General features: G+C 69.6%; 12 protein-coding genes. 6 read left to right on the top strand and 6 right to left on the bottom strand.

What is annotated here, in order from left to right:
• Window positions 1–2 precede the first annotated feature (2 nt).
• Window positions 3–1,667, bottom strand: a complete 1,665-nt coding sequence (locus ACWDTS_RS22330) for an amidase (RefSeq protein ID WP_450109301.1) — start codon at window positions 1,665–1,667, stop codon at window positions 3–5.
• A gap of 114 nt (window positions 1,668–1,781) precedes the next feature.
• Here ACWDTS_RS22330 and ACWDTS_RS22325 point away from each other — a divergent pair, with 114 nt between their 5' ends.
• Entirely contained in the window at window positions 1,782–2,477 is a 696-nt protein-coding gene (locus tag ACWDTS_RS22325; RefSeq protein WP_450119059.1) for a GntR family transcriptional regulator, read from the top strand.
• 3 nt (window positions 2,478–2,480) lie between these two features.
• Here the strand turns inward: ACWDTS_RS22325 and ACWDTS_RS22320 are convergent, their stop codons facing one another.
• Both ACWDTS_RS22320 and ACWDTS_RS22315 read right to left on the bottom strand, forming a co-directional pair.
• Window positions 2,481–3,833 carry a wax ester/triacylglycerol synthase domain-containing protein gene (locus ACWDTS_RS22320; protein WP_450119058.1) on the bottom strand — a complete coding sequence of 451 codons (1,353 nt, stop codon included), beginning with the start codon at window positions 3,831–3,833 and terminating at the stop codon, window positions 2,481–2,483.
• A gap of 245 nt (window positions 3,834–4,078) precedes the next feature.
• Window positions 4,079–5,503: a wax ester/triacylglycerol synthase domain-containing protein gene (locus tag ACWDTS_RS22315; RefSeq protein ID WP_248675546.1), complete on the bottom strand. Its 1,425-nt coding sequence runs from the start codon at window positions 5,501–5,503 to the stop codon at window positions 4,079–4,081.
• A gap of 352 nt (window positions 5,504–5,855) precedes the next feature.
• Between ACWDTS_RS22315 and ACWDTS_RS22310 the strand changes: the two genes are divergently transcribed.
• From ACWDTS_RS22310 to ACWDTS_RS22295, 4 genes are read left to right on the top strand one after another with little or no spacing between them, the layout of a single operon-like run.
• Window positions 5,856–6,854: an ATP-binding cassette domain-containing protein gene (locus ACWDTS_RS22310; RefSeq protein ID WP_450119057.1), complete on the top strand. Its 999-nt coding sequence runs from the start codon at window positions 5,856–5,858 to the stop codon at window positions 6,852–6,854.
• A complete protein-coding gene (locus ACWDTS_RS22305; protein WP_450119056.1) occupies window positions 6,851–7,705 on the top strand; it encodes an ABC transporter permease in 855 nt (284 codons plus the stop codon). The genes ACWDTS_RS22310 and ACWDTS_RS22305 overlap by 4 nt, the downstream gene beginning before the upstream one ends.
• Window positions 7,702–8,565, top strand: coding sequence for an ABC transporter permease (locus tag ACWDTS_RS22300; RefSeq protein ID WP_450109295.1), 864 nt, complete (start codon window positions 7,702–7,704; stop codon window positions 8,563–8,565). Before ACWDTS_RS22305 ends, ACWDTS_RS22300 begins: the two co-directional genes overlap by 4 nt.
• A gap of 23 nt (window positions 8,566–8,588) precedes the next feature.
• Window positions 8,589–9,359: an SDR family NAD(P)-dependent oxidoreductase gene (locus ACWDTS_RS22295; RefSeq protein WP_450119055.1), complete on the top strand. Its 771-nt coding sequence runs from the start codon at window positions 8,589–8,591 to the stop codon at window positions 9,357–9,359.
• Window positions 9,360–9,452: 93 nt separating this feature from the next.
• On the opposite strand, the gene ACWDTS_RS22290 is transcribed toward ACWDTS_RS22295, so the two are convergent.
• Together ACWDTS_RS22290 and ACWDTS_RS22285 are read right to left on the bottom strand one after the other, a co-directional pair.
• Window positions 9,453–10,526, bottom strand: coding sequence for an alpha/beta hydrolase (locus ACWDTS_RS22290; protein WP_197257091.1), 1,074 nt, complete (start codon window positions 10,524–10,526; stop codon window positions 9,453–9,455).
• Window positions 10,527–10,656: 130 nt separating this feature from the next.
• Window positions 10,657–10,875 carry a hypothetical protein gene (locus tag ACWDTS_RS22285; protein ID WP_197257071.1) on the bottom strand — a complete coding sequence of 73 codons (219 nt, stop codon included), beginning with the start codon at window positions 10,873–10,875 and terminating at the stop codon, window positions 10,657–10,659.
• Between the two features lie 256 nt (window positions 10,876–11,131).
• Between ACWDTS_RS22285 and ACWDTS_RS22280 the strand changes: the two genes are divergently transcribed.
• Window positions 11,132–12,226 carry an alpha/beta hydrolase gene (locus ACWDTS_RS22280; RefSeq protein ID WP_282582239.1) on the top strand — a complete coding sequence of 365 codons (1,095 nt, stop codon included), beginning with the start codon at window positions 11,132–11,134 and terminating at the stop codon, window positions 12,224–12,226.
• Between the two features lie 69 nt (window positions 12,227–12,295).
• Here the strand turns inward: ACWDTS_RS22280 and ACWDTS_RS22275 are convergent.
• Window positions 12,296–26,962 (bottom strand): non-ribosomal peptide synthase/polyketide synthase (locus tag ACWDTS_RS22275; RefSeq protein ID WP_450119054.1); only part of this gene is annotated, 14,667 nt, incomplete at its 5' end.

The raw sequence follows: 26,962 nt of genomic DNA, 5'->3' as shown, positions 1-26,962 counted from the left end.
CGTCACTTCGGCCCGGTGGCCGTCGTGATGGAAGGAATTATCGTCGCTCGTGCGTCGAGGGTGTTCGTCGGGTCGGGTCCGGGGCCCGGCGCAATCACCCGCGCCTCGGGAATCTCGCGAGGCGCCGCTGCGATCGCCGGCACGTCACGCCAGGCAGGCAACGCCTCCTGCAGCTCGAGAGCGAGAGCCACGACCTCACGGTCCTGCCAGGCTCGGGCACCGAGCTGCACACCGAACGGGATGCCGGTCGCGGACGACCGGCCGACCGGAAGCGAAACCACCGGCGCCCCAGCATAATTCGCCCACCGAACATCCCCCTGCACACTTTCGGACACGGTGTACCCGAGGAATTCGTCCCTGCCCGCGCCGTCGACGAACGTCCCCGGATACACCACCGCATCGAGGTTGTTGTCGACGAACATCCGGTTGTAGTCGTACTGGAACCGGAGCCGGTCGCGTTCGAGGCCGAAATACTCGGCCGCCGGGAGCGCCAGTCCCGCCGCGGCCGCCGCCAGAGAGGGCAGGAGGTCGGGCCGGTACAGGTGCAGTCGGTCCGAGAACTGCCGATGGTAGGCCCCGACCTCGACCCTGTCGCCGGTGACCATCGAGTCGGGCTCGGCCGGGGCCACCACGGGAACGATCTGCGCTCCCAGGGCACGGGCCGCATCGAGCAGGTCGTCGAACAGCGACCGCAGCGCCGCGGGAAGTTTCACGACGGCAGCGTCGGGGACACCGAGACGCACCCGACCCAGCGGGGCGGCGCCGCCGCGCGCCGAAATCGCGAAGCCCTCCCCCGCGAGCGGCGGTGCGAGCAGCGTCCCGGGGTCGGACGGGTCCTCCCCGGCGAGCACGTCCAGGAGCAGTGCGGCATCGGCGACACTGCGTCCCATCACACCGACGTGATCACGGGTCGGGGTCAGCGGAATCATGCCGGACTTGGTGACCCGGCCGAACGACGGCTTGATCGAACTGACGCCGCACGCGCTCGCCGGCAGCCGCACCGAGCCCCCGGTGTCGCTGCCGACCGAGAGCGGAACGAACCGCGCAGCCAGAGCCGCCGCACTTCCACCCGACGACCCGCCGGGCGAGAAATCCGTGTTCCAGGGGTTGCCTACCTGCGGGGTCGCAACCCCGAACGCGAATTCGTCGGTGTGCACGTGACCGACGAGAACGGCCCCGGCGTCACGCAGCCTGCTCCAGACCCCGGAATCCCCTGCCGCGATGTTGCCCTCGCGCACACGGCTCGAGGCGGTCAGCGGTAACCCAGCCACCGCGAAGATGTCCTTCAACGCGACCGGCAATCCGCACAGCGGTGATTCCGCGACACCGTCGCGGCGGGCGCGTCGGAGCCGTTCGGCAGCCGCATCCGCCGCCGCGTACGCGACCTCCGGATACATCCGGATCCATGCGCCGATCTCACCGTCGAACGCTCGGCTGCGCGCGATGCACGCGTCGAGCAGTTCACGCGGATGCAGGTCGCCGCCGTGCAGCAGTGCGGCGGCCGAGAGCGCACTCATCAGCGCCGGGTCGGTTTCGGAAATGGAGCCGGGGTCGGGCAGCCGACGCTCCGGGGTCGCGGCACCGGCCGGCGTCCCGGCCATGCCCCATGCGGCTACGCCCGCTGCCGCTCCTCCCAGAAACCGCCGACGGCTGATGGTCGCAGTCACGGAACGACAATAGGTGGATCCGCATCGCCGTGCGGGCCCGGGGCGGGCGCCGGGGTGGGATACTGCACCGACCGGATCCGGTCCCCCACCGAGCCCCGGACCCGAGGAGTGCCCATGACATCGTCCGCCCGGCCGCGTCCCGTCGGGTCCCGCGCGCTGCGCCGCCGTCCCCAGCTGTCCGACGACGTCGCCGTCCACGTACGCAATCGCATCATGTCCGGCGGCGTGCGGCCCGGAGACTTCATCCGGCTGGACGAGACCGCCGCGGAACTCGGCGTGAGCGTCACACCCGTGCGGGAGGCGCTGCTGACTCTGCGTGGCGAGGGCCTGGTCGAGCTGGTCCCGCACCGCGGGTACGTCGTCGCACCGCTGAGTCGCGGCGACATCGACGACCTGTTCTGGCTCCAGGGACAGATCGCGGAGGAACTCGCCCGGCGCGCGGCGCGGGCCATCACACCGGAGACGGTCGCAGAACTCACCGAACTCAACGAGCAGCTGCGCGAGGCCGTGCGCGCCGGCGAGGGCGGACGGATCGAGGACATCGAGTTCGTGTTCCACCGGACCCTGAACCGGGCGGCGGACGCGCGCAAACTGTCCTGGTTCCTGCTCAATGCCACCCGCTACACGCCGGCCAGCTTCTATTCCTCGGACCCCGACTGGGGCGCCGCCGCCGTGCAGAGTCACACGCGGCTGATCGACGCACTCGCCCGCGGCGACTCCGATGCTGCCGGGGAGGTGACCCGGCAGCACTTCACCGACGGTGCCCAGCGTCTGGTCCGGCACCTCGACGAAGTCGGAGTCTGGGACTGAGCTTCAGCCGACGGGAACGGTCGGCCGGTCCGGATCGGTGGACCCCAGGGCCGAGACGAGCGCGTCGAACGAATCCTCCAGTGCCCGCCGGAAGCGCTGCGGGTCCGGCATCGCCGCCGCGTTCGCGGTGAAGCTGATCGACAGTTCACCGCCCAGCGACGTGATGCTCATCGCGAAACCCGAGTGGACCGACGACAGGTTGAACGCCTCGAGGGAGCGCCGCCCGAACAGGGTGAGTTCGGACGATCCACGGGGAACGTTCGTGATCATGGCGTTCGCGGAGATACCGGTCCCGGCTTCGACGGCGTGGTGCGTCGCCGCCACGACCTTGCGGGCCATCCACCACGGGTAGTCGTCGAGCGCGGTGGTCGCAATCATCGCCGGGGCGCTGCGGCTGCGCTGCTTGCCCTGCGCGGTGGATTCGGCGATCTTCTGGAGGCGGACTCGCGGGTCGGGTTCCTGCACGTGCAGGTCGACCAGGATCATCCCGAACTGGTTCGACGCCTGTTCCGGGTTCCCGCGACGCTCGGCCAGCGGCACCAGCGACATGGGCGACGCGACCACCACCGGGTCGGCACCGAGCTCACCGTGGTGGCGCAGGTACTCACGCATCGCCCCGGAGATGACGGCGAGTGCGAAGTCGTTGACGGTGACTCCCGGCACGGTCCGGCGAGCGGCCTGCGCGGCATCGAGCGATCGCCGTGCGACGTCCACGACCACCGCACCGCCGCTCGCAGGCGAATTGAACCGGTTCGGCACCGCGGTCGGCGCGGGCGGGATCTCCCCGCGGGCGGTCAGGGCGTCGAGTTCGGCGACCGCTTCCTTGGTGCGGCGTGCGGCGCGCAGCATGCTCACCACCTGCCCGGGGACCGCCGCGACCTGACGCAACAGCCCCGGCGGGGTGTACTCGGGTTCGGGCTTCTCGACGTCCGCGTCGGGAGCATCGAAAAGCCGCCGCGAGATCGCGCCCGCCTCGATGCCGTCCCCGATCGCGTGCTGGAACTTGATCACGATGTAGTAGGCGTCGTCCGGAATGCCGGGCACGTCCCGCACCCCGGTGATCGCGTGCAGTTCCCACAGCGGCCTGCTCAGATCCATCGGCGCGGCGACGATACGAGCCAGTTCGGCGGTCAACCCGTCCCAGCCGGCACCGTCGAGGTCGAGGCACCGAATGTGGTCGGCGACGTCGACGTGCTCGGCCGTCCGCCAGACGGGATATGCCAACGGCGACCGGAATTCGACGATCTCGGTGAACACCCGGGACCGGTCGAGCCGGGTGGTCATCCACTCGACGAGTTCGTCGCGGCCGATCGGCTCCTGGCCGGGCTCGCCCGGTTCGAAGACCCAGATCTGCACGAACTTCGATTCATCGACGGTCCGTGGATCCGTGAGATTGAGTGCGTGCCTGGGTGTCATCACCCGGCGTCGTGCTGTGCGTCCGGCCCCCGACCGTCCATTCATTCCGCGTCCGTCCCTATCTGGTGATGTCACGACACCCCTTGCCGTGTCGGCGTCGTACCGGCAGTCGGTACGGCACCGAATACGGACATTACCTTTCGGTAACGGTGGGTAACGGAAATACACGTCGAAGCTGTCTCAGGTCACACCGAGATGCGGTTCCTCGGGGGATCACCCTGTGAACGACCGTCGACAGCCGTCACCAGCGCGTCGAAGGAGGCGAGCAGGTCGTCCCGGTAGGCACCGGGATCCGGCATCATCGACTCGTCCGCGGTGAACGTGAGCGCCAGTTCGTCTCCGAACGACGTCACGATGTGTCCGAGCCCTCCCCCGCCGTGGACGGCGAGCACACCGAACGCCGAAACTGCCTGCGCACCACAGCACGTGAGCACGCCCGAACCCCGGGGCACGTTCGCCACGGTGGTGTTCGCGACCACCCGCGCTCCCGCCGATACCCGTCGCTGATGAGCGGCGACGATGCGCTTGGCGACCCACCAGGGGTAGTCGTCGAGCGCGGTCGTCGCGGTCACGGCGGCCGCGGTTCGCGCCCGGGCCTTGCCCGCGGCCGAAGCGGACACGATCGACCGGAAACGTACGAGCGGATCGCGTTCGTCGGTGCCCAGCGAAAGCAGGACCATCGAGAACTGGTTGGAACCGCGCTCGGGCGCCCGCACTCGGTCCCGGGGCGGGATCACGGACATGGGGATCGCCGCGACGAGCGGTTCCTCGGGCAGCTCCCCGTAACGTTCGAGGTATCCGCGCAGACCACCGGCCACCACGGCCAGGACGAAATCGTTGACGGTCGCACCGGGCACCTTCCGCCGCGCCTGCTGCACGGCGCCCAGGTCCCACCGAAGGACGTCGGCGGTCGTGCGGCCGGACAACGGCCCGTTGAAGCGGGTACGAGGCGCAGCCGGTGCCGGGATGATCTCCTCGCGGGCGACCAGATCCTCGAACTCCGCGACCGCGGCCCGGGCCCGGCGCCAGGCGCGCAGCATGCGTACGACCCGGACGGGCACGGCCGCCGTCTGCACGAGGAGCGGTGGACCGGACAGCACGTCCGGATCGGCGGGCTCGGCTTCACCGTCCGTGTCGTCGAACAGCCGGCGAGCGATCGCCACGGTCTCGATTCCGTCGCCGACACAGTGGTGGAATTTCAGGACGACGAAAGTCGAGCCGTCGGGAAAACCGTCGATTCCTTTCGCCCCGGTCAATACGTGCAATTCCCAGGGCGGCCTGCTCAGATCCATCGGTTCCGCGAGCACGGCCGCGAATCTGCGCCGCAATGCGTCCCAGTTCTCCCCGGCGACGTCGACGCAATACACCTGCTGCTCCCACTGCGGGTCGATGCCCCGAATCCAGTTCGGGTCCGCCGGGCAGCGGTGGAATTCGACTTGCTCGGTGAGCGCCCTCGACCGCGAGATCCGGTCGCCGATCCATTCGAGCAGAAAATTCCGGTCGATCGGGCCGGCACCGTCGGGACCGGGAGCGAATACCCAGACGTCCACGATCGCCGATTCCCCGGTAACCGCGTCGGAAACCAATTCGAGGGCGTGACGCGGTGTCATCGCCCGTCGATATTGCACTCGCTTCGCGAGCCGTGCCTGGCCATCACGCAGAAGGATTTTCACTCGGAATCTCCCGCAAGTCCCGCCCCGACGCGAATTTCACGATAGCCGACGCATTGTCTGTTCGGATGGGAAACGGGCATTACAACCAGAGCACGCGAAGTTGCCTCCCGGTCCGGATCCACGAAGATTCCGGACGGCGCGATTCCGGACGGCCGTGTCCGGATCGTCCGCGCGGGTAGCATCGGCGAGACGACGACGGTCCTCGCGCCGAGAAACAGCGAGGAACAGGAAGTGCAGGGGAACGGGGACAGAACGGGCCATTCCGGATCGAACTCGACGGCGGAGCGTGATGCTGGGATATCAGGACTACGCAGTACTGGTGGAAGACGTCCACAAATCGTTCGGTGATGTGCACGCACTCAGCGGAATCTCCTTTTCCGCGCCCCCGGGCAGCGTCCTGGGAATCCTCGGACCGAACGGCGCCGGAAAGACGACAACCGTCAAGATTCTGTCGACATTGATCCGGCCCACGAGCGGCCGCGCGCGGATCGCCGGCTACGACGTGGTGACCCAGGCGCCGGAAGTCCGGCGCTCGATCATGATGACAGGGCAGTACGCCGCGCTCGACGAGGCGCTGACCGGCCGCGAGAACCTCATCCTCTTCGGTCGCCTGATGGGACTCGACCGCGCGACGGCGAAGGCCCGGGCGGAAGCCCTCCTGGAGGAATTCGATCTCGTGGAGGCGGGTCGGCGCGCGGTCCGGCACTACTCGGGCGGCATGCGGCGACGGGTGGACATCGCGTGCGGACTCGTCGTGCGGCCCGAGGTGGTGTTCCTCGACGAACCGACCACCGGCCTGGACCCACGGAGCCGCCAGGGCGTCTGGTCGCTCGTCGCGGCACTGAAGAACCAGGGCATCACGGTGCTGCTGACCACGCAATATCTCGAAGAAGCCGATCTTCTCAGCGACAACATCATCGTCATCGACAGGGGCACCATCGTCGCGGAGGGTACGGCCGACGAACTGAAGGCCCGCACCGGTGGCAGCTTCTGCGAGGTCGTCCCGGCAGACCCGGCAGCGGTGCCGCGGGTGATCGAAGCGCTCGGCGACCTGGTGCCCGACGAGGTGCGTGCCGAGGTCGCGCAGCATCCGAGCGTCGACCGCGTCTCGATTCCCGCGCCGGGCGGGGCTGCAACGCTCGCCGAAGCGCTGCGCCGGCTCGACTCCGAGGAGATTCCGCTCGCGGACATCGGACTGCGCCGACCGTCACTCGACGACGTGTTCCTCACCTTGACCGGTCACTCCGCCCTTCCCGATGAACAGCCGGCGGAAGAGGTGGCAACGTGACCGCGACCGCGAAGGGTGCCACTGCACAGCGCAGCCTTCGACGCGATGCCGGGCTGTCGCTGCCCGACAGGAACGTCGGTGTGCACCGACGGGTCGAACCGTCGGGTTTCCACCAGTGGCGGGCCCTGTCGGGCCGGTCCATCCGGGCGATGGTCCGCGAGGGACAGCTGTTCATCGCGATCATCGCGCCGCTGGTCTTCACGATCGGCTTCTACCTGCCGTTGAAGTTCGTCATGCAGATCAAGGGCATCGACTACGCGCAGTTCCTCATGCCGATCATCGTGCTGCAGGCGATGGCCTTCACCGCGATCTCCGCTTCGCAGGTCGCCGCGAGGGAATCCGCGAACGGATTCACCACCCGGCTCAAGACGATGCCGGTATCGGCGCCGGCACCGCTCACCTCCCGTATGACCAGCAGTTTCTTTCGGTCCGTGGTGGCGCTGACAGCCGCGCTGCTCTTCGGGCACGTCATCGGGTTCCGGTTCAGCGCCGGTTTCTGGCAGGCAGCGGCGTTCTGCGGATTCGGACTGCTCATAGGCGTCACCCTGTCGCTGGGAGCCGACGCGATCGGTTCGCTGGCGAAGAGTCCCGAGGCGACCTCGCAGGCGCTGGCTCTGCCGCAGCTGATCCTGGGCATGCTGTCCTGCGGGTTCGTTCCGGAGGAGGGCTTTCCCGAGTGGATCCGCCCGTTCGTCCGCAACCAGCCCATCTCCCAGTTCTCCTTCGCGATGCGCGACATGGCGGAGGGTGGCATCACCGCCTCGGTGCTGCTGCCGGCGGCCCTGTGGTGCGCGGGCCTGCTCGTGGTGTGCGCGCCCCTCGCGGTCTGGGCGAGTGTGAGGCGCGGATGAGCACGAACACCGACCGCGTACCGCAGCGCGCCTTCGACGCCGACCGGATGTTCGATTTCCCCGAGCCCGACGCGGCGCATCCGGAGGGCTCGGCACGCGCGCTCGTCGAACACAGCCTGATGCAGTGCGGCCGGCTGCTGCGACGCTGGTCACGCGACCCGGCGACGATGATTCAGGCACTGCTGTATCCGGCACTGACGCTCCTCATGTTCCGGCTCGTGTTGGGCGATTCGATCACCGCGGCGACCGGGCAACCCGCGATCTACGGCAACGTTCCGTTGATCGCGCTGATCGGTGCGATGTTCGGGTCGGTCGTCAGCGCCGTGGGACTGCGGGAAGAGCGCAAGAAGGGCCTGCTCAGCAGGTTCTGGGCGATGCCCGTCCACCGCGCCTCGGGCCTCGTCGGCCGCATGATGGCCGAGGCCGTACGGATCTTCGCCACGACCCTGCTCATCGTGATCGTCGGAACCGCCCTGGGATTCCGTTTCCTGCAGGGACCGCTCGCCGGGGTCGTCATGCTGCTGATCCCGATTCTGTTCGGAATGGGTTTCGCGGTGATGATCACCGCGCTGGCCGTGATGTCCGGCGATTCCCCGCTCGTGGAGACCGTGTCGATCGTCTGCACTCTGCTGATGTTCTTCAATTCGGGGTTCGTGCCGGTGATGGCGTATCCGACGTGGCTGCAGCCGGTCGTGCAGTACCAGCCGCTCTCCTGCGCGGTCGACACGATGAAGGGTCTCTCGCTCGGCGGACCCGTCCTCGAGCCGCTGCTGCTCACCTGCGCGTGGTCGTTCGGAATGATCGCGGTCTTCCTGTATCCGGCTGTCCGCGGCTATCGCCATGCGGCCGCCCACAATTGAGCGAGGTCCACTACGGTGGCCGCATGACTGATTCCGCAGCCACATCACCATCGACCCGCCCGGTCGCACTCGTCACCGGCCCCACCTCCGGACTCGGCGCGGCTTTCGCCCGATTGCTCGCCGAGCAGGGGCATGATCTGGTTCTGGTGGCGCGCGACGAGGCACGACTGCGCGCGCTGGCGGACGAACTCGCCGGCACGCACGGCGTGCGCGCGGAGATCATCGCGGCGGATCTCGCGACCGAGGCGGGGCGGGACGCGGCCTCCGAACGGCTCGCGAAGGGCGTCGACGTCCTCGTCAACAATGCCGGTTTCCTCACCGACGGTGAGTTCTGGGACGCGGACCTCGACCTGCTGCGCGGCCAGCTCGGGGTCAACGTCACCGCGGTGCTGGAGCTGACGCACGCCGCGTTGCCGTCGATGCGGGCTGCGGGCCGCGGCACGATCGTCAACGTCGCGAGTGTTTCGGGTCTGTTCACGGGCCCGGCGTCGACGTACAGCGCGAGCAAGGCGTGGGTCGTCAAGTTCTCGGAAGGGCTCGCCCACAAGGTCGCCGCGGACGGGGTGCGCATGGTCGCGCTGTGCCCCGGATTCATGGACACCGAGTTCCATCCTCGTGGCGGGCAGGACGTGTCCGGCGTCCCGAAGCAGCTGTGGCTCGACACCGCGGACGTCGCGCGGACCGCCCTCGAGGACGCGGCGAAGGGCCGGGTCGTGAGCATCCCCGGCCGGCGTTACAAGCTGTGGACCACCCTCGACCGGCTCAAGCCGCGCCGGTTCGTGTGGCGGGCCTGAACCGCTCCCCGGTAGAAGCGACCTCGGGGCCGGTGACGAAGTTCGTCACCGGCCCCGAGATGTTCGTCGCGGCTGTCGCGATGCGCTCGCGGATCAGCTCTCGTCGATGTCGAGCGCGCGTGCCAGCACCGGCCACGACTCCTTCAGCTCGTCCTCCCAGTAGCCCCACGAGTGGGTGCCGTCGTCGCGGAACTTGAAGGTCGCCGGAATGCCGAGCTCGTTCAGCCGGTCCTGCAGATTGTGCGTGCAGTAGTTGGTGGCGGCCTCGATCACGCCACCGACGATGACCTGGTTGGCCACGTTCCCGGCGTCACCGTTCATACCCGGGCCGTCGCCGTTGTCGTAGCGGCCGGGCAGGCCGGTGCCGTTCGAGACGTACAGTTCCAGGCCGCGCAGCTTCTCCGCGTGCAGGTACGGATCGTTCGCCTCCCACGCCGGGTCGTCGTCCGAACCCCACATGTTGACGACGTCGCCGCCACCCCAGGTCTCGACCGTGAGCTTGACGAACTGCTTGCCGATCGGGTCCGACGTCTGCGCGCACCCGCTGTAGGCGGCGACGCCGTTGAACAGGCCCGGCTTCGCGGTCGCGAGCGAGAACACCGACGTGCCGGAGGAGGACAGGCCGGCGATGGCATTGACGCCGTTGGTGCCGAGCGCGGCGTCGACGATGGGCGGCAGTTCCTCGGTGATGAACGTCGTCCACTTGTTGTTGCCGAGGACCGGGTCCGGGGAGTACCAGTCGGTGTAGTAGCTGAACCGGCCGCCCAGCGGCGACACGACGTTGATGTTCTTCTCGGTCAGGAAGTCGATCGCGTCGGTCTGAAGACGCCACGTCCCGGCGTCCTCGCCGCCACCGGCACCGTTGAGCAGGTACAGCGTGGGCCGCGGTTCGCTCGTGTCGGCCGGACGCCACACGTCGACCGGGATCTCACGTCCCATCGACGCCGAGTAGACCCAGATGATGATCGAGTGCTCGTCGTACACCTCGGCCTTGGTGATCTTCGAACCGTTGGGCGACTCGACCGAAGCGAGAACCTTCCCGGTGTCGAGGACCGGATCGGCCCCCGCAGAGGCAGTACCCACAGCCATGGGCAGTGCGGCCGCGGTCAGTACCACGGCAAGGGACCTCGCGACGGCTACCGCCGTACGGTTCGTGTTTCGGCGCATGCGCTCGCTTCCCACCTTCTCCATTGCTGTTCCTGCGTGTCGGGTCACCGCGGAGCAGCGCCCTCGTACATGCGACGATGGGACCCCCGAAGGGATCCCATCGTCGACTGTTGCGAACGGTTGTCGCGTATCAGCCGATCACGAAGCACTGACCGCCGATCACGGCGAACAGGTTGCCCGGCGGGCAGTTCGGCGGAGTGACCGCGTCCGTGAGCTGATCCACGGTCAGGCCGATGAACGGGATCGGCGCCTGCGGCACGATCGGTTCCGCCTGAGCGGCACCCGCGGCGCCGAAAGCGATACCGGCAGCGGCTGCGCTGCCGAGCAGAACGGTCAGTGCACGACGCATCTGAGAACTCCTCCTGTAGGCGACCGCCGCAGCGGCCGGTTCAACGATGGCGGCGACAGCACGAACCCCCCATCGGTGCGGATCACACCGTACGCCAACGGTGACGATACCGTAAAGAAGTTCGGATCTCTGGCCGTGCATCGGCCGTCGAGGCACTATTGCCGTGATGAAACGGAAACCCGTTTCGCGACGATGAGACAACCGAACCCAGCCGGCGTCGGGGCTTCCGACGCCCCCGACAGGCAGGTCCACGACGATGATCCGACCGGCATCACGCGATGCGCTCCGCGCGCCCGGCCAGGGCAGAACGCGGCGTGCGCGAGTGGCCCAGGCGGCAGCGTTCGCCCTCGTCACCGCACTGTTCCCCGTTGTCACCGCCGGTGCCGCAGAGGCGGATCCGGTCATCGACAACGCACAGCCGCTCGCATCGCCGGTGTCGGTCAACGGTTCACGCATCACACGGATCGAGGTGCGCGACGCGCAGTCCCTCGTGATGTACGTGTATTCCGGGTCGATGGACCGGGAGATCCCGCTCGATATCATCCGTCCGAAGGACACGAGCGTGCCCCGCCCCACGTTGTATCTGCTCAACGGCGCCGGCGGCGGTGAGGACGGTGCGACCTGGCGGGCACGGACCGACGCGGCGACGTTCCTGGCCGACAAGAACATCAACGTGGTGACCCCGATGGCCGGCAAGTGGAGCTACTACACCGATTGGCAGCGGCCCGATCCGGTGCTCGGTGTCAACAAGTGGACCACCTTCCTCACCGAGGAACTGCCCCCGTTGATCGACGCCGGTCTGGGCGCCGACGGCGTCAACGCGATCGCGGGCCTTTCGTCGTCGGGCACGTCGGTGCTGCAGCTTCCCCTCGCGAAGCCGGGCCTCTATCGCGGCGTCGCCGCGTACAGCGGCTGCGCGCAGACGTCGGACCCGGTCGGGCAGGCGTACGTGAATCTCGTGGTCGAAACCTGGGGCGACGGAAACACCGAGAACATGTGGGGCCCACCGGACGACCCCGACTGGGTGGAGAACGATCCCTACGTCAACGCCGAGAAGCTGCGTGGTCTGGCCCTGTACCTGTCGAACGGCAGCGGCCTGCCCGGACAGTACGACACCCTCACCGGACCCGACATCGACGGAGACATCGGGGTACTCGCGAATCAGGTCGTCGTCGGCGGGATCATCGAGGCCGCGACGAACGGCTGCACGCAGAACATGGCGCGGCGGCTCGACGAACTGGACATTCCCGCGACCGTCGTCTTCCGGCCCACCGGAACGCATTCGTGGGGCTACTGGCGCGACGACCTCGAGAACTCCTGGCCGGTCCTCGCCGGTGCGCTCGGCGTCTGATCCGTATCTACAGCTCGAAACCGGAACGGCCGGACCGGAACCCACGTTCCGGTCCGGCCGTTTCCGGTTCTAGCCGTCGAGCCGGCGGAAGAAGCCGGTCCGGGCGTAGTACTCCACGTACCGACCGAGCACCTCCGCGTCCACGACCGGGCACTCCACGCCGGTCCCGGCCAGGTGCGCGCGAGTCTTCTCGTCCGAGAACGTCTCGATCTCGGCGAGACCGGACGCGAACTGGCCGGACACGAGCATCGCCCGCATCAGACTGTCGTCACCGGCCGCGGAGAGTTTCTCCGCCGTGGTGAACAACGCCTCCCCGAACTCGGGCACCGTCACCGTGCGCAGGTCGAATCCGTGCGCACGCAACTGCGTTTCGAGCTCGGACATCGGCACCCGCCGCTGCGACACGAGATGGTAGGTCCCACCCCAGGTCACCGGATCGACGGCGAGCTGCACCAGCGCCCGTGCGACGTAGTTGACCGGGACCATCGGCACCGTGCCGGTCGCGATGTCCGGAATCTGCTGCAGCGCGACGATGGCGCGCACCATGTTCCAGAACGCGTCGTCCGAGCCGCACGCACCGGTTTCCACGTCGCCGGTGATCAGACCGGGCCGGTAGATCGACACCGGAACGCCCCGTTCGCCGGCGAGCCGGACCACGGCCTCGCCGACCCACTTCGACTGGACGTACCCCGAGCCGCCGACCCGCTCCGCCTCGAGCAGATCGTCCTCGCCCGCGACGTACGGCCGCCCTTCCGCGAGCGCCGCCTCGTCGGTGAGGACCGAGCCGGTGGACACGAAGTGCAGCGGCTTGAGCCGGACGGTCGCGGCGAGCCGCAGCAGTTCCTCCGTCGCGAGCACGTTCGGCCGATGCAACCGGCTGTACGTCTCGATGTGGTTGACACGTGCCCCGTTGTGCACGATGGCGTCGACCCGCTCGGCGAGTTCGGCGAACCGGTCCTCGTCGAGCCCGAGCCGGTCCTGCCCGAGATCACCCGGCACCGCGACGATGCGGTCGGCTCCGGTGTCCCGCCAGGATCCGAAGCGGCGCATCGATTCCACGATGCGGGCCAGGCCGTGTTCGGGCGACTCGGCCCGGACGAGGCACCACACCTCGGCGTCGGTGCGATCGAGCAGTTCCCGCACCAGGTGCGAACCGAGGAAACCGGTGGCACCGGTCAACAGCACGACCTCGGGTTCGACGCGCGGCGGCTGCGCCCCGTCGGCGGTGATGTCCGCGGCGAGGCTCACGTGTTCCGCGAAGCTCGCGACGTCCGGTCCGCTGCGCTGCGGGTCGATCGCCCGCGCGAGATCCTCGACCTGCGGGTGGTCGAACAACTCCTGGACCCCGGCCTCGAGACCGGTCAGGTCCCGCAACCGGTTGATCACCTTGATCACCAGCAGCGAATGCCCGCCGAGTTCGAAGAAGTCGTCGTCGAGACCGACCCGCTCGACACCGAGGACCTCGGCGAACACGGCCGCGACCGCGAGTTCGACCGGCGTGACGGGTGCGCGGAACTCCCGCGCCTCGAACACCGGCGCCGGCAGGGCCCGGCGATCCAGCTTGCCGACCGGGGTCAGCGGCAGCTGGTCGAGGACCATGATCGCCGACGGAACCATGTGCGAGGGAACGCTTCTCGCCACGAACTCCTTGAGTTCGGCCGGATCGATCCGCTCCCCCGCCACCGGCAGCACGTATCCGACGAGCTGCGCCGACGAGGACTCGCCGTCCTTGTGCGCGACCGTCGCGGCCACGTCGACGGACGGGTGCGCGGAAAGGGCCGCGTCGATCTCGCCGAGTTCGATGCGCAGACCGCGGATCTTGACCTGGAAGTCGCTGCGCCCGACGTAGGCGATCTCGCCGTCCGCCGTCCACGTCACGACATCGCCCGTGCGGTACATGCGGTCACCGGGAACACCGAACGGATCCGCGACGAATCGCTCCGCGGTCAGACCGCGACGCTCGTGGTATCCGCGAGCGAGTTGCACACCGGCGATGTACAACTCGCCGGGCACGCCCACCGGAACGGGCCGCAACCGGCTGTCGAGCACCAGTTCCCGCATTCCGCGGATCGGCCCGCCGATCGTGACCGGCGCACCGGGGACCATCGGTTCGGAGATGTTCGACATGATCGTCGTCTCCGTCGGCCCGTAGCCGTTGTACAGCGACCGTCCGGGCGCCCACTTCTCCACGATGTCCGCCGAGACCGCCTCGCCACCGGCGACGAGATGCTGCAACGAATCCAGACCCGCCGGATCCATCGACGCCAGCACCGTCGGGGTGATGAACGCGTGCGTCACCGACTCGCGCCGGATCAGGTCCCCGAGTGCGTCCCCGCCGAACACGTCCGGCGGCGAGACCACCATCGCCGCGGCCGCGCCGAGCGCCAGCAGCAGTTCGAGGACGGACGCGTCGAAACTCGGCGATGCCACGTGCAGGACGCGCGACTGCTCCGTCGGCGAGTACCGCTCGTACTGCTCGACGCAGAAGTTGTGCAGACCGGCGTGGGTGACGGCGACGCCCTTCGGGAGGCCCGTCGAACCGGACGTGTAGATCACGTACGCGACCTGCGACGACCGGATCGGTGCGGGCAGATCCCGGTAGGTGACCGGCGCATCGGATTCGGCAGCGCACCGGGACCGCACGTCCGCGTCGTCGAGCACGAGCCAGTCGACACCGTCCGACAGTCCGTCGACGTGCGCCGACATCGTCAGGCCCAGAACGACTCCCGAATCGTCGATCATGTGCGCGACACGATCGGCCGGGTACTTCACGTCGACCGGGACGTAGCCGGCGCCGGTCTTCGCGACCGCCCACACGGCGAGCACGGACTCGATCGACCGCGGCACCGCGATCGCGACGAGATCGGACGATCCGATTCCCCGGCCGAGCAGCACCCGCGCCAGGCGCGAGGACTGCTCGTCGAGTTCCCGGTAGGTCAGCGAGCGGTCGCCGAAGACCAGCGCGGTCCCGTCCGGGTTCTTCGCGACGGCCTCCGCCATGAGCGCGGGCAGGGTCGACGTCCACACCCGGCCGCGAGGAGCGCGAGCGGCAGCGGCGCCCGCGCGGGCGGCGCCGACGAGGGCCGCGCGCTCGGAGTCCGCGAGGACCTCGACGTCCCCGACGACGATCGTGGGATCGGCGGTGACCGCGGCGAGCACCCGGCCGAACCGCTCGGCGAACGCCACCACGGTCGACTCGTCGAACAGGTCGGTCGCGTAGGTCAGGTCGACGCGGTATTCGCCTCCGGCACCGACCTCGGTGACGGTCACCTGCAGGTCGAAGCGGGAGACTCCGTCCTCGAATTCGACTGCGGCGAGCCGCAGTCCACCGAGATCGAACGCCGCAGCCGGCTGGTTCTGGAACACCAGAGCCACCTGGAACAGCGGGTTGCGCGCCGTGGACCGTTCGACGTCGAGCGCTTCGACGAGACGCTCGAACGGAATGTCGGCGTGTCCGAACGCGCCGAGATCCGCCGTCCTGGCCCGCGCCAGCAGGTCCGCGAACGTCTCGTCGGCCACCACGGGGGTGCGCAGCACGAGCGTGTTGACGAACATGCCGACGAGATCGTCGAGCGCGGCGTCACCTCGACCGGCCACCGGAGCACCGACGGTGACGTCATCGCTGCCGGACAACCGCGCCAGCAGCAGCGCCAACGCGGCGTGCACCACCATGAACGGCGTCGATCCCCGCTCCCCCGCCAGCCGGTCGATACCGGCCCGCACGTCGGCGGGCACGGTGAACCGGTGGGTGGCACCGCGGTGCGACAGCGCGGCGGGACGCGGCCGGTCGGTCGGCAGCGTCACCTCCTCGGGAGCCCCGGCGAGGACTTCGGTCCAGTACCCGAGCTGCTGCGCGAGCAGCGACTGCGGATCCGCCTCGTCGCCGAGCACGTCCCGCTGCCACAGCGTGTAGTCCGCGTACTGCACCGGCAGCGGCGCCCAGGTGGGGGTGCCACCCTGCACGCGGGCCGCGTACGCCGTGACGACGTCGCGGGTCAGCGGCGCGATCGAGAAACCGTCCGCGGCGATGTGGTGCGCGACGAACACGAACACGTGGTCGTCCTCGGCGATCCGCAGCAGAGCCGCGCGGACCGGAACCGCCGTCGTGACGTCGAACCCGGCCGTGACCAGCTCGGCGACCCGCTCGAGTACGGCGGTCTCCGAGACGTTCTCGACGGCCGGTGTCAGGCGGGCCCGCTCCGGGGACAGCACGTCCTGCACCCCGGTGCCGTCGACCTCCGGGTAGACGGTGCGCAGCACCTCGTGGCGGGCGACCACGTCGTCGACGGCGAGCTGCAGTGCCGCCACGTCGAGTGCGCCCGCCATGCGGATCGCGATCGGGATGTTGTACGCGGCCGAACCCGGGTCGAAGCGGTTGAGGAACCACATGCGGGACTGCGCCGCCGACAACGGGATCCGCTCGGGGCGGGGCTGCGGCACGAGTGCGGCACGACCCGGTCCGCCGGTGTGCGACTCGAGACGCGCGGCGAGCGCTTCGACGGTCGTCGCCTCGAAGAGCGCACGCACCGGCACCGCGGCGTCGAGCGCCGCTCCGAGCCTGGCCACGACCTGGGTCGCGACGAGCGAGTTGCCGCCGAGCTCGAAGAAGTCGTCGTCGACACCGATCGCGTCGATGCCGAGAACGTCCGCGAACACTCCGGCGACGATCTGCTCGACCGGGGTGGACGGCGCCCGGAACTCCCGCGCCTCGAACACCGGCGCCGGCAGCGCCTTGCGGTCGAGCTTGCCCGACGCGTTGAGCGGGAACGCGTCGAGCACGACGATGGCCGACGGCATCATGTAGGTCGGCAGCTTCCGGCTCAGCGCCTGGCGGGCCCGATCGAGGTCGAACGACTCCGGTGCTCCCGGCACGATGTACGCGACGAGCTGTTCACCGGTGGCGGTGTCGACGACGAGCACCGCGGCGGAGATGACCGCGTCGTCGTCGAGCAGCGCCGCCTCGATCTCGCCGAGCTCGATGCGCTGGCCGCGGAACTTGACCTGGAAGTCGGTGCGCCCGATGTAGACGAGTTCACCGCCCTGCCAGTACACGAGGTCACCGGTGCGGTACATCCGCTCGCCCGCCTCGAACCTGTCGGCCACGAACCGGTCACTCGTGAGGTCGACGCGGCCGTGGTAACCGCGCGCCAACTGCACGCCGGAGAGATACAGCTCGCCGGGCACGCCGTCGGGTACCGGATTCAGGCGGGAGTCGAGGACGTAGACCTTCGAATTCCACTGCGGCACACCGATCGGCACCGAGCCGGTATCGCCCGGCGCGGCCTGCCGGTAGGTGATCGAGACGGCCGCCTCGGTCGGGCCGTACAGGTTGTGCAGCCCGGCGCCGCTGATCCGCGCGAACGCCTCGGCGGTCGCTGCGGGCAGGGCCTCACCGATGACGAACACGTCGCGCAGGCCCGCGACGTCGCCCGCCGCCACCGCGGAGACGAACACCGACAGCATCGACGGAACGAAGTCGGTGACCGTGACCCCCGCCGAACGGATCCGCTCCGCGAGGTACAGCGGGTCGCGGTGGCCGTCCGGGGTTGCGACGACGAGGGTCGCCCCGACCCGCAGCGGCAGGAAGAAGCCCCACAGCGACACGTCGAACGTCGTCGCGGTCTTCTGCAGGTACACGTCGGCCTCGGTGAACCGGTACTGCCCCTGCATCCACTCCATCTGGTTGACGATCGCGCCGTGCGGGACCGCGACACCCTTGGGCTTGCCGGTGGACCCGGACGTGAAGATCACGTACGCGGTGTTGCCCGCGTACACGGACCCGCGCCGTTCGGAGTCCTCGATCGGATCGGTCGGGACACCGGACAGATCCAGAGTGTCGAGGAACAGCACGGTCCGGCCGCTCGCGGCGGTGAAGTCGTCCCGTTCGGTGCTGAGCACCGCGACCGGGTCCGCCGCGTCGAGGATGTAGGCGATGCGATCGGCCGGATGATCCGGATCGACCGGCACGTACGCGCCGCCCGCGCGGAGCACGGCGTACATGCCGACGACCAGTTCGAGCGAACGGCGCATCGCGAGCGCGACCCGCGACTCCGGACCCACCCCGAGCGCGATCAGGTGCCGCGCGAGCGCGGTGATACGAGCGTCGAACTCGGCGTAGGTGAGCGAATCACCTTCGTAGACCACGGCATTCGCGTCCGGAGTCAGGACCGCCTGCCGGTCGAAGCTGTCGAGCAGCAGGGTGTCGACGGTGGGATGCTGCGTCCGGTTGCGCGCATCGACGATCTCGGCGCGTTCGTCCGCAGCGAGGACCGGCAGGTCACCGACGGCGATCGCCGGGTCGGTGGTCACCGCTTCGAGGATCCGCACGAAGCGGTCCGCGAACGCGACGATCGTCGACTCGTCGAACAGGTCGGTGGCGTACTGGATCTCCACCGCGGCACCGGCCGATGTGCCGGCGTCGTCGAACATCTCGGCGACCGCGACCTGCAGGTCGAACTTGACGAGGTTCGTCTCGGTCTCGACGGGTGCGACGGACAGTCCGCCGAGTTCGAGCGCGGTGCGGTTCATGTTCTGGAAGAACAGCGCCACCTGGAACAGCGGATGCCGGCCCTGCGACCGTGCCGGGTCGAGCACCTCGACGAGGCGCTCGAACGGGACGTCGGCGTGCGCGAACGCCCCGAGGTCGGTGGACCGGACCCGGCCGAGCAGTTCCTCGAACGCTTCGCCCGCCGCGACGTCCGTGCGCAGGACCAGCGTGTTGACGAACATGCCGACGAGATCGTCGAGCGCGGCCTCGCCGCGGCCCGCGATGGGTGCGCCGATCGCGATGTCGTCGGTGCCGGACAGCCGCGCCAGCAGGGACGCGAGCGCCGCGTGCACGACCATGAACGGGGTCGCCTGACGGTCACGCGCCAGCGCGCCGATCGCGTCCTGCAGCCGGGCCGGGAGCGTGAACGTGTAGGCCGCGCCCCGGTTGGTGGCCACCGCCGGCCGCGGCCGGTCGCTCGGGAGGTCCAGCTGGTCGGGGATGCCCGCCAGCCGCTCGGTCCAGTAGCCGAGCTGCCGTGCGATCACCGATTCGGGATCGGACTCGGCGCCGAGCACCTCGCGCTGCCAGAGCGTGAAGTCGGCGTACTGCACCGGCAGCGGTGCCCACGCCGGGGCTTCACCGCGCGAGCGGGCGGCGTACGCGATCATCACGTCCCGGGTCAGCGGTGCCATCGAGAAGCCGTCGGCGGCGATGTGATGGACCGAGAAGACCAGGACGTGTTCGCCGTCGCCGAGCTGCAACAGCGCGGCACGCACGGGAACCTGTGCGGTGACGTCGAATCCGGACTCGACGATCTCGGTGACCACCTCGAACGCCGAGTCCGCGGTGACGGCTCGCACGTCCAGTTCGACCCCGGCCTCACCGGCGGGCAGCACCACCTGGTGCCCGGCGCCGTCGACCTCCGGGTAGACGGTACGGAGCACCTCGTGCCGGGCCACCACGTCGGCGACCGCCGCACGCAGCGCGTCGACGTCGAGTTCGCCGGACAGGCGCACCGCCACCGGGATGTTGTCGACCGCGGACGCGGTGTCGAACCGGTTGAGGAACCACATGCGGGACTGCGCCAGCGACAGCGGGATCCGGTCCGGGCGCGGCTGCGGCTCGAGCGGCGCACGCCGGCCCGAACCGGCGCGGGATTCGACGCGGGCCGCGAGGGCCGTCACCGTCGAATCCTCGAACAGGACACGCACGGGCACCTCGGTGTCGAGGGCCGCCCCGAGCCTCGCCGCGACCTGCGTCGCGACGAGCGAGTTGCCGCCGAGCGCGAAGAAGTCGTCGTCGGCACCGACGCGATCGACGCCGAGAACGTGCGCGAACGTGGCCGCGACGATCTCCTCGACGGGGGTGGCCGGGGCACGGAACTCCCGGGCCTCGAACACCGGCGCGGGCAGGGCCTTGCGGTCGAGCTTGCCGGACGCGTTGAGCGGGAACGCGTCGAGCACGGTCACCACGTCGGGAACCATGTACGCGGGCACGCGTGCCCCGACCGCGGACTTCACCGCGGCCACCTCGACATCCGCGCCGTCCGCCGGCACCACGTACGCGACGAGCTGCTGACCGAGTTCCCCGTCGTGGACCACCACGACGGACTGTGCGATCTCGGGCAGGTCCGTCAGCGCCGACTCGATCTCGCCGAGTTCGATGCGCAGACCGCGGACCTTCACCTGGAAGTCGGTGCGGCCGATGTATTCCAGTTCCCCGGCGGCCGACCACTTCACGAGGTCACCGGTCCGGTACATGCGCGTGCCGGTCGCGAACGGGTCGGCGACGAACCGTTCCGAGGACAGGTCGGGACGCCGCACGTAGCCACGCGCGACCTGGACACCCGACAGGTACAGCTCCCCGGCGACACCCACGGGCACCGGCTGCAACCGGTCGTCGAGCACGTACACCCGGGTGTTCCACACGGGCGCACCGATCGGCACGGTCACGACGTCCGCGTCGGTGACCTCGTGGAAGGTCACGTCCACCGCGGCCTCGGTCGGCCCGTAGAGGTTGTGCACGGCGACCCCGGGCACGAGTTCCCGCATCCGCGCGGCGATCGGCGCGGGCAGCGCCTCACCCGAGGCGAACACCATCCGCAGTCCGGATCCCGCCGCGCTCGGCTCGGCGACGTACGCGGCGAGCATCGACGGCACGAAGTGCACGACCGTGACGCCGGCGTCGGCGACGAGCCGGGCCAGCGCCGCCGGATCGCGGTGCACGTCCGGTGCCGCGACGACCAGGCGGGCACCGATCTGCAAGGGCCAGAAGAACTCCCAGACCGACACGTCGAACGTGAAGGGGGTCTTCTGCACGACCACGTCGTCCGCGGTCAGTTCGTACTGCCCCTGCATCCACAGCAGACGGTTGACGATCGCGGCGTGCGCGACCGCCACACCCTTCGGGCGGCCCGTCGAACCGGACGTGAAGATCACGTAGGCGGTGTTGTCCGGGAGGACGGCACCGAGCCGTTCGGCGTCCGTGACCGGACCGTCCGGGTAGCCGGAGACGTCGAGCCGATCGAGCAGCACCACGTCGCGGCCCGGAGCCTCGATCGCGTCGGTGCTCGTGGACAGCACGAGCACGGGATCCGCGGTCGCGAGCACGTACTCGTTGCGTTCGGCCGGCTGGTCGGGATCGATCGGCACGTACGCGCCGCCCGCCACGACCACCGCGTACATGCCGACGAGCAGTTCGGTCGAGCGACGCATCGTCAGGGCGACGAGCGCATCGGGACCGACACCCGACGCGATCAGGACCCGCGCCAGCCGGTGCACCCGCGACGCGAATTCGCGGTAGGTCAGGGTCTCGTCACCGAACACGACCGCCGGGGCGTCCGGGGTCCGCGCGACCTGCGCCTCGAACAGATCCACGAGGGTCGCGGTCGAATCGGTCTCGTGTGCGGTGTCGTTCCACGTTTCGAGGACCGAGATCCGTTCGGCCGCATCCAGCACCGGAACGTCACCGACCCGCAGGGCCGGATCGGAGACGACCGCCGCGAGCACCCGGGTGAACCGCTGCGCGAGCGACGCCACGGTCGCCTCGTCGAACAGATCGGTCGCGTAGGTGACACCGGCGGCGATTCCCGCGGGCGAACCGTCGGCGGCGAACGTGTCCGACAGCACGAACTGCAGGTCGAACTTCGCGGTGCGGTTCTCGGCCTGCACACCGGCGACCGTCAGCCCCGGCAGCTCGAAGCTCGACTGCCCGATGTTCTCGAACGTGAGCATCACCTGGAACAGCGGGTGCCGCGCCTGCGACCGCGGTGGATCCAGCACCTCGACGAGCCGCTCGAACGGCACGTCCGCGTGCCCGAACGCACCGAGATCGGTGTCCTTGACCCGGGACAGCAGGTCGGTGAACGGCTCCGAGCCGTCGATGCGCGTCCTCAGGACCAGCGTGTTGACGAACATGCCCACCACGTCGTCCAGCGCGGCCTCGCCGCGACCGGCGACCGGCGTGCCGATCGCGATGTCGTCGCTGCCGGACATGCGTGCCAGGACCGCGGCCAGCGCCGCGTGCACCACCATGAACGCGGTCACGCCCGTACGCCGCGCCAGGTCGGCGATGCCGGCCTGGACGTCCGCTCCGATCTCGAAACGGTGGTCGCGGCCGGTGTTCGACGCGACGGCCGGCCGGGGCCGGTCGGTGGGCAGATCCAGCTGATCCGGCACACCCTCCAGCGCGGTGGTCCAGTAGTCGAGCTGGCCGGCGATCAGCGACCGCGGATCGTCCTCGGCCCCCAGGACCTCGCGCTGCCACAGCGTGTAGTCCGCGTACTGCACCGAGAGCGGTGCCCACGACGGGTGCTCCCCGCGCGACCGGGACGCGTACGCGACCATCACGTCCCGGGTCAGCGGTCCCATCGAGAAACCGTCGGCCGCGATGTGGTGCGCCACGACCACCAGCACGTGCTCGTCCGGGGCGACGCGCAACAGCTCCGCGCGCACCGGCACCGCGGTGGTGACGTCGAATCCGGTTCCCACCGCGGCGAACACCCGCTCGAGCGCCTCGGACTCGGTCACCTCGCGCGGCGGGAGCTCGATCCGTGCCTGCGCGGCCGTCAGGATCACCTGCGTGCCGGCGCCGTCGACCTCCGGGTACACGGTCCGCAGGGTTTCGTGCCGGGCGACGACGTCGTTGACGGCCGCTTCGAGGGCCGTCACATCGAGTTCACCCGTCAGGCGGATCGCGACCGGCACGTTGTACGCGGCCGATTCCGGATCGAACCGGTTCAGGAACCACATCCGGGACTGCGCCGGCGACAACGGAATACGGTCCGGACGCGGCCGCGCGGTGAGCGCGACCCGGCCGCCGGCACCGGCGTGCTGCTCGGCGACCGCGGCGAGTGCGGCGACCGTCGGGGCCTCGAACAGCGCGCGCACCGGGATCCGGGTGTCGAGTTCGCTGCCGATCCGGGAGACCACCTGGGTGGCGACGAGCGAGTTGCCGCCCAGGGCGAAGAAGTCGTCGTCGAGGCCGACGCGATCGAGACCGAGCACCTCGGCGTAGACGGCGGCGACGATCTCCTCGACCGCGGTCGTCGGGCCACGGAACTCGCGCACGGCGAGCACCGGCTCCGGCAGGGCGCGCCGGTCGAGCTTGCCGGAGTGGTTGAGCGGAAGCTCGTCCAGCACCATCACGACGTCGGGAACCATGTACCGGGGCAGCGATTCGCCGAGGCGGTCGCGGGCGGCGTCGACATCGACGGTCGCGCCCGCCGACGGCACCACGTAGGCGACGAGCTGCTGACCGAATTCACCGTCGTGGACCACAACGACGGACTGCCCGATCTCCGGCAGGTCGGTCAGCGCCGTCTCGATCTCGCCGAGTTCGATGCGCAGACCACGCACCTTCACCTGGAAGTCGGTGCGGCCGAGGTAGTCCAGCGTGCCGTCGGGCAGCCACCGCACCAGGTCGCCGGTCCGGTAGAGGCGACCACCGGTGGTATCGAACGGGTCGGCGACGAATCGCTCGGCGGTAAGGTCCGGCCGGCCGAGGTAGCCGCGGGCGACCTGGACACCCGACAGGTACAGCTCGCCGGGGACACCGACGGGCACCGGATGCAGGCGTGCGTCGAGGACGTACGCACGGACGCCGCGGATCGGCTCACCGATCGGAACCGACGAGGATTCCTCTGCGACACAACGGAACACCGTCGAGGTCACGGTGACCTCGGTCGGCCCGTAGGTGTTGTCGAGCACCGCATCCGAACGCGACACGAAACGCGCCACGAGTTCCGGGGGCAGTGCCTCGCCACCGGCCGACAGGTACCGCAGCGACGGCGGCAGGGCGAGGCCGTCGTCGGCGAGGAACAACGCGAGCATCGACGGCACGAACTCGAGGATGCACACGTCCCACCGGCGGGAGACCTGCACGAGGTACTCGGGGTCGCGGTGGCCGCCGGGCTCCGCGATCACCAGCCGGGCACCGGCCTGCAGCGGGTAGAACAGCTCCCACACACACGCGTCGAACGTGATGGGCGTCTTGTGCAGCGCGGTGTCCCCGGCTCCGAGGTCGTACCGCTCCGCCATCCAGGCGATCTGGTTGACGACGGACCGGTGCGAGACGGCGACGCCCTTGGGGCGTCCCGTCGAACCCGACGTGAAGATCACGTACGCGGTGTTGTCCGGTCGCAGACCGGCGGCCGTCACGACCTGCGCCGTGTCGACCTGCGCCGTCTCGACATCGAGGTCGAGGTCCGCGACGTCGATCGCCGCGACCTCGCCCGGCAGGGCGTCACGGTCCGCGGCGGTGGTGAGCACGAGCAGCGGTGCCGCGACCTCGAGCACGTACGCCGTGCGGTCGAGGGGATGCTCGGGATCGATCGGAACGTAGCCGCCGCCCGCCCGCAGGATCGCGTAGATCGCGACGAGCATGTCGACGGATCGGCTCATGCACACGCCGACCAGCACTTCCGGACCCACGCCCCGGTCGACGAGGACCTGCGCGAGCGCGTTCATCCGGCGGTCGAACGCCGCGTAGTCGAGGATCTCGTCGCGGAACACCACCGCCGGCGCGTCCGGCGTCCGCTGCACCTGCGCGGCGAATCCGTCGAGCAGCAGTTCGTCGGTCTCCGGTCGGGCGGTGTCGTTCCACTCGACGAGCATCCGGCGGCGTTCTTCGTCGTCGACCAGTTCGAGGTCGCCGACGACGACGTCCGGATCGGCCGTCGCGGCCGCCAGGACGCGGACGAGGCGCTCCGCGATGGCGGACACGGTTGCCGCATCGAAGATGTCCGCGGCGTAGCCGATCTCGCCCAGGTAGGACCCGTCACCTCCGGCCGGTTCGACCAGGGTGACCGAGAGATCGTATTGCGCTGCCTGCCAATCGAATTCGAGCGCAGACACCGACAGGCCCGGAAGCTCGACCACCGACTGGCTGTAGTTCTGGAACGCCAGCATGACCTGGAACAGCGGCGAGAACGACTGCGAGCGAACAGGGTTGATGCGGTCCACCAGGCGTTCGAACGGGACGTCCGCGTGCGCGAACGCGCCGAGATCGGCGCGGGACGTTCCCGAGAGCAGGTCGCGGAACGACGCGGCCGCATCGATCGGGGTGCGCAACACCAGGGTGTTGACGAACATGCCGACCAGGTCGTCGAGTGCGGCCTCGCCGCGACCGGCGACCGGGGTGCCGATCGTGATGTCGTCGCTGCCGGACAACCGCGCCAGCAGCACAGCGAGGGCGGTGTGCACGACCATGAACGGCGTGGCGCGCTGCTCCGCCGCCAGACGCTTGATCCCGGCGACGACATCCGACGGCACCGCGAAGTCGACGGTTCCGCCGACGCCGTCGCGCACCGCCGGCCGGGGCCGGTCGGTGGGCAGGTCGAGCACGTCGGGCGTTCCGGCGAGCGTGTCGACCCAGTAGTCGAGTTGCTGCGAGAGCAACGAATCGGGGTCCGCCTCGTCGCCGAGGACCTCGCGCTGCCACAGCGCGAAGTCCGCGTACTGCACCTCGAGGGGCTGCCAGGCGGGGGCCTGACCGCCGACGCGGGCCGTGTAGGCCAGGACGATGTCTCGGGCCAGCGGTCCGGTCGACACACCGTCGGCCGCGATGTGGTGCACGACGAGAGCGAGCACGTGCTCGTTCTCGGTGATCCGGAACAGGGCGCCGCGCACGGGCGGCGCCGCGGTCACGTCGAAGCCCGCGGACAGCAGTTCCGCGACCCGGGTGCGCAGCTCGGTGTCGTCGGCGACCTGCACCGGGTCGAGACCGTCCGGCAACCACCCGGCCGGAAGCACTTCCTGCACGCCGGCGCCGTCGACCTCCGGGTAGAAGGTGCGCAGCACCTCGTGCCGGGAGATCACGTCACGGACCGCCGCTTCGAGCGCGGCGACGTCGAGAGTGCCACTCAGCCGCATCGGAATCGGGATGTTGTAGGCCGCGGAGTCCGGCTCGAAGCGGTTCAGGAACCACATCCGCTGCTGCGCCAACGACAACGGCACCCGCTCCGGACGCGGACGCGCCGTCAGCGCCACCCGCGCACCGGAACCGGCGTGCGACTCGACCGCCGCCGCCAGCGCCGCCACCGTCGAGGCCTCGAACACCGACCGCACCGGCACCTGCGCATCCAGCGCCGCACCCAGCCGGGCCGTCACCTGCGTCGCCACCAGCGAATTGCCGCCGAGCGCGAAGAAATCGTCGTCCAAGCCGACCCGCTCGACACCGAGCACCTCGGCGAACACCGCGGCGACCGCCTGCTCGACCGGGGTCGTGGGTGCCCGGAACTCGCGCTGCACCACCTGCGGCGCCGGCAGGGCCTTGCGGTCGATCTTGCCGTTGATGTTCAACGGCAGCGCGTCGAGCACCACCCACGCGGTCGGCACCATGTACGAGGGCAGTTCCGCCGCGAGCCCGGCCGCGAGCGCCGACACGTCGACCGCTGCGCCGTCCGCGGGGACGACGTATCCGACGAGTTGCTCGCCCGTGTGCCGGTCGCTGTGCACGACGACGACGGCTTGCGACACCGAATCCTGGTTCCGCAGAACCGATTCGATCTCACCGAGCTCGATCCGGAAACCACGCACCTTCACCTGGAAATCGGTGCGGCCCAGGTAGTCCAGCGAGCCGTCCGGCAGCCAGCGCACCAGATCACCGGTGCGGTAGAGACGACCACCGTCGGGGTCTGCGGCGAACGGATTCGCCACGAACCGATCCGCCGTCAACTCCGGCCGACCGAAATACCCCCGAGCCAACTGCACACCCGACAGATACAACTCACCCGCAACACCCACCGG

Source organism: Rhodococcus sp. NPDC003383 (genome assembly GCF_053589115.1).
The sequence above is the reverse complement of the archived record's forward strand: the minus strand, read 5'-3'. Positions and strand labels throughout refer to the sequence as shown.

Excerpts from the sequence above, each read along its gene's own strand:
- ACWDTS_RS22310 (WP_450119057.1), top strand. The coding sequence starts at position 5,856 with ATGCTGGGATATCAGGACTACGCAGTACTGGTGGAAGACGTCCACAAA.
- ACWDTS_RS22325 (WP_450119059.1), top strand. The coding sequence starts at position 1,782 with ATGACATCGTCCGCCCGGCCGCGTCCCGTCGGGTCCCGCGCGCTGCGC.
- ACWDTS_RS22290 (WP_197257091.1), bottom strand. The coding sequence starts at position 10,526 with ATGCGCCGAAACACGAACCGTACGGCGGTAGCCGTCGCGAGGTCCCTT.
- ACWDTS_RS22300 (WP_450109295.1), top strand. The coding sequence starts at position 7,702 with ATGAGCACGAACACCGACCGCGTACCGCAGCGCGCCTTCGACGCCGAC.
- ACWDTS_RS22285 (WP_197257071.1), bottom strand. The coding sequence starts at position 10,875 with ATGCGTCGTGCACTGACCGTTCTGCTCGGCAGCGCAGCCGCTGCCGGT.
- ACWDTS_RS22295 (WP_450119055.1), top strand. The coding sequence starts at position 8,589 with ATGACTGATTCCGCAGCCACATCACCATCGACCCGCCCGGTCGCACTC.
- ACWDTS_RS22315 (WP_248675546.1), bottom strand. The coding sequence starts at position 5,503 with ATGACACCGCGTCACGCCCTCGAATTGGTTTCCGACGCGGTTACCGGG.
- ACWDTS_RS22280 (WP_282582239.1), top strand. The coding sequence starts at position 11,132 with ATGATCCGACCGGCATCACGCGATGCGCTCCGCGCGCCCGGCCAGGGC.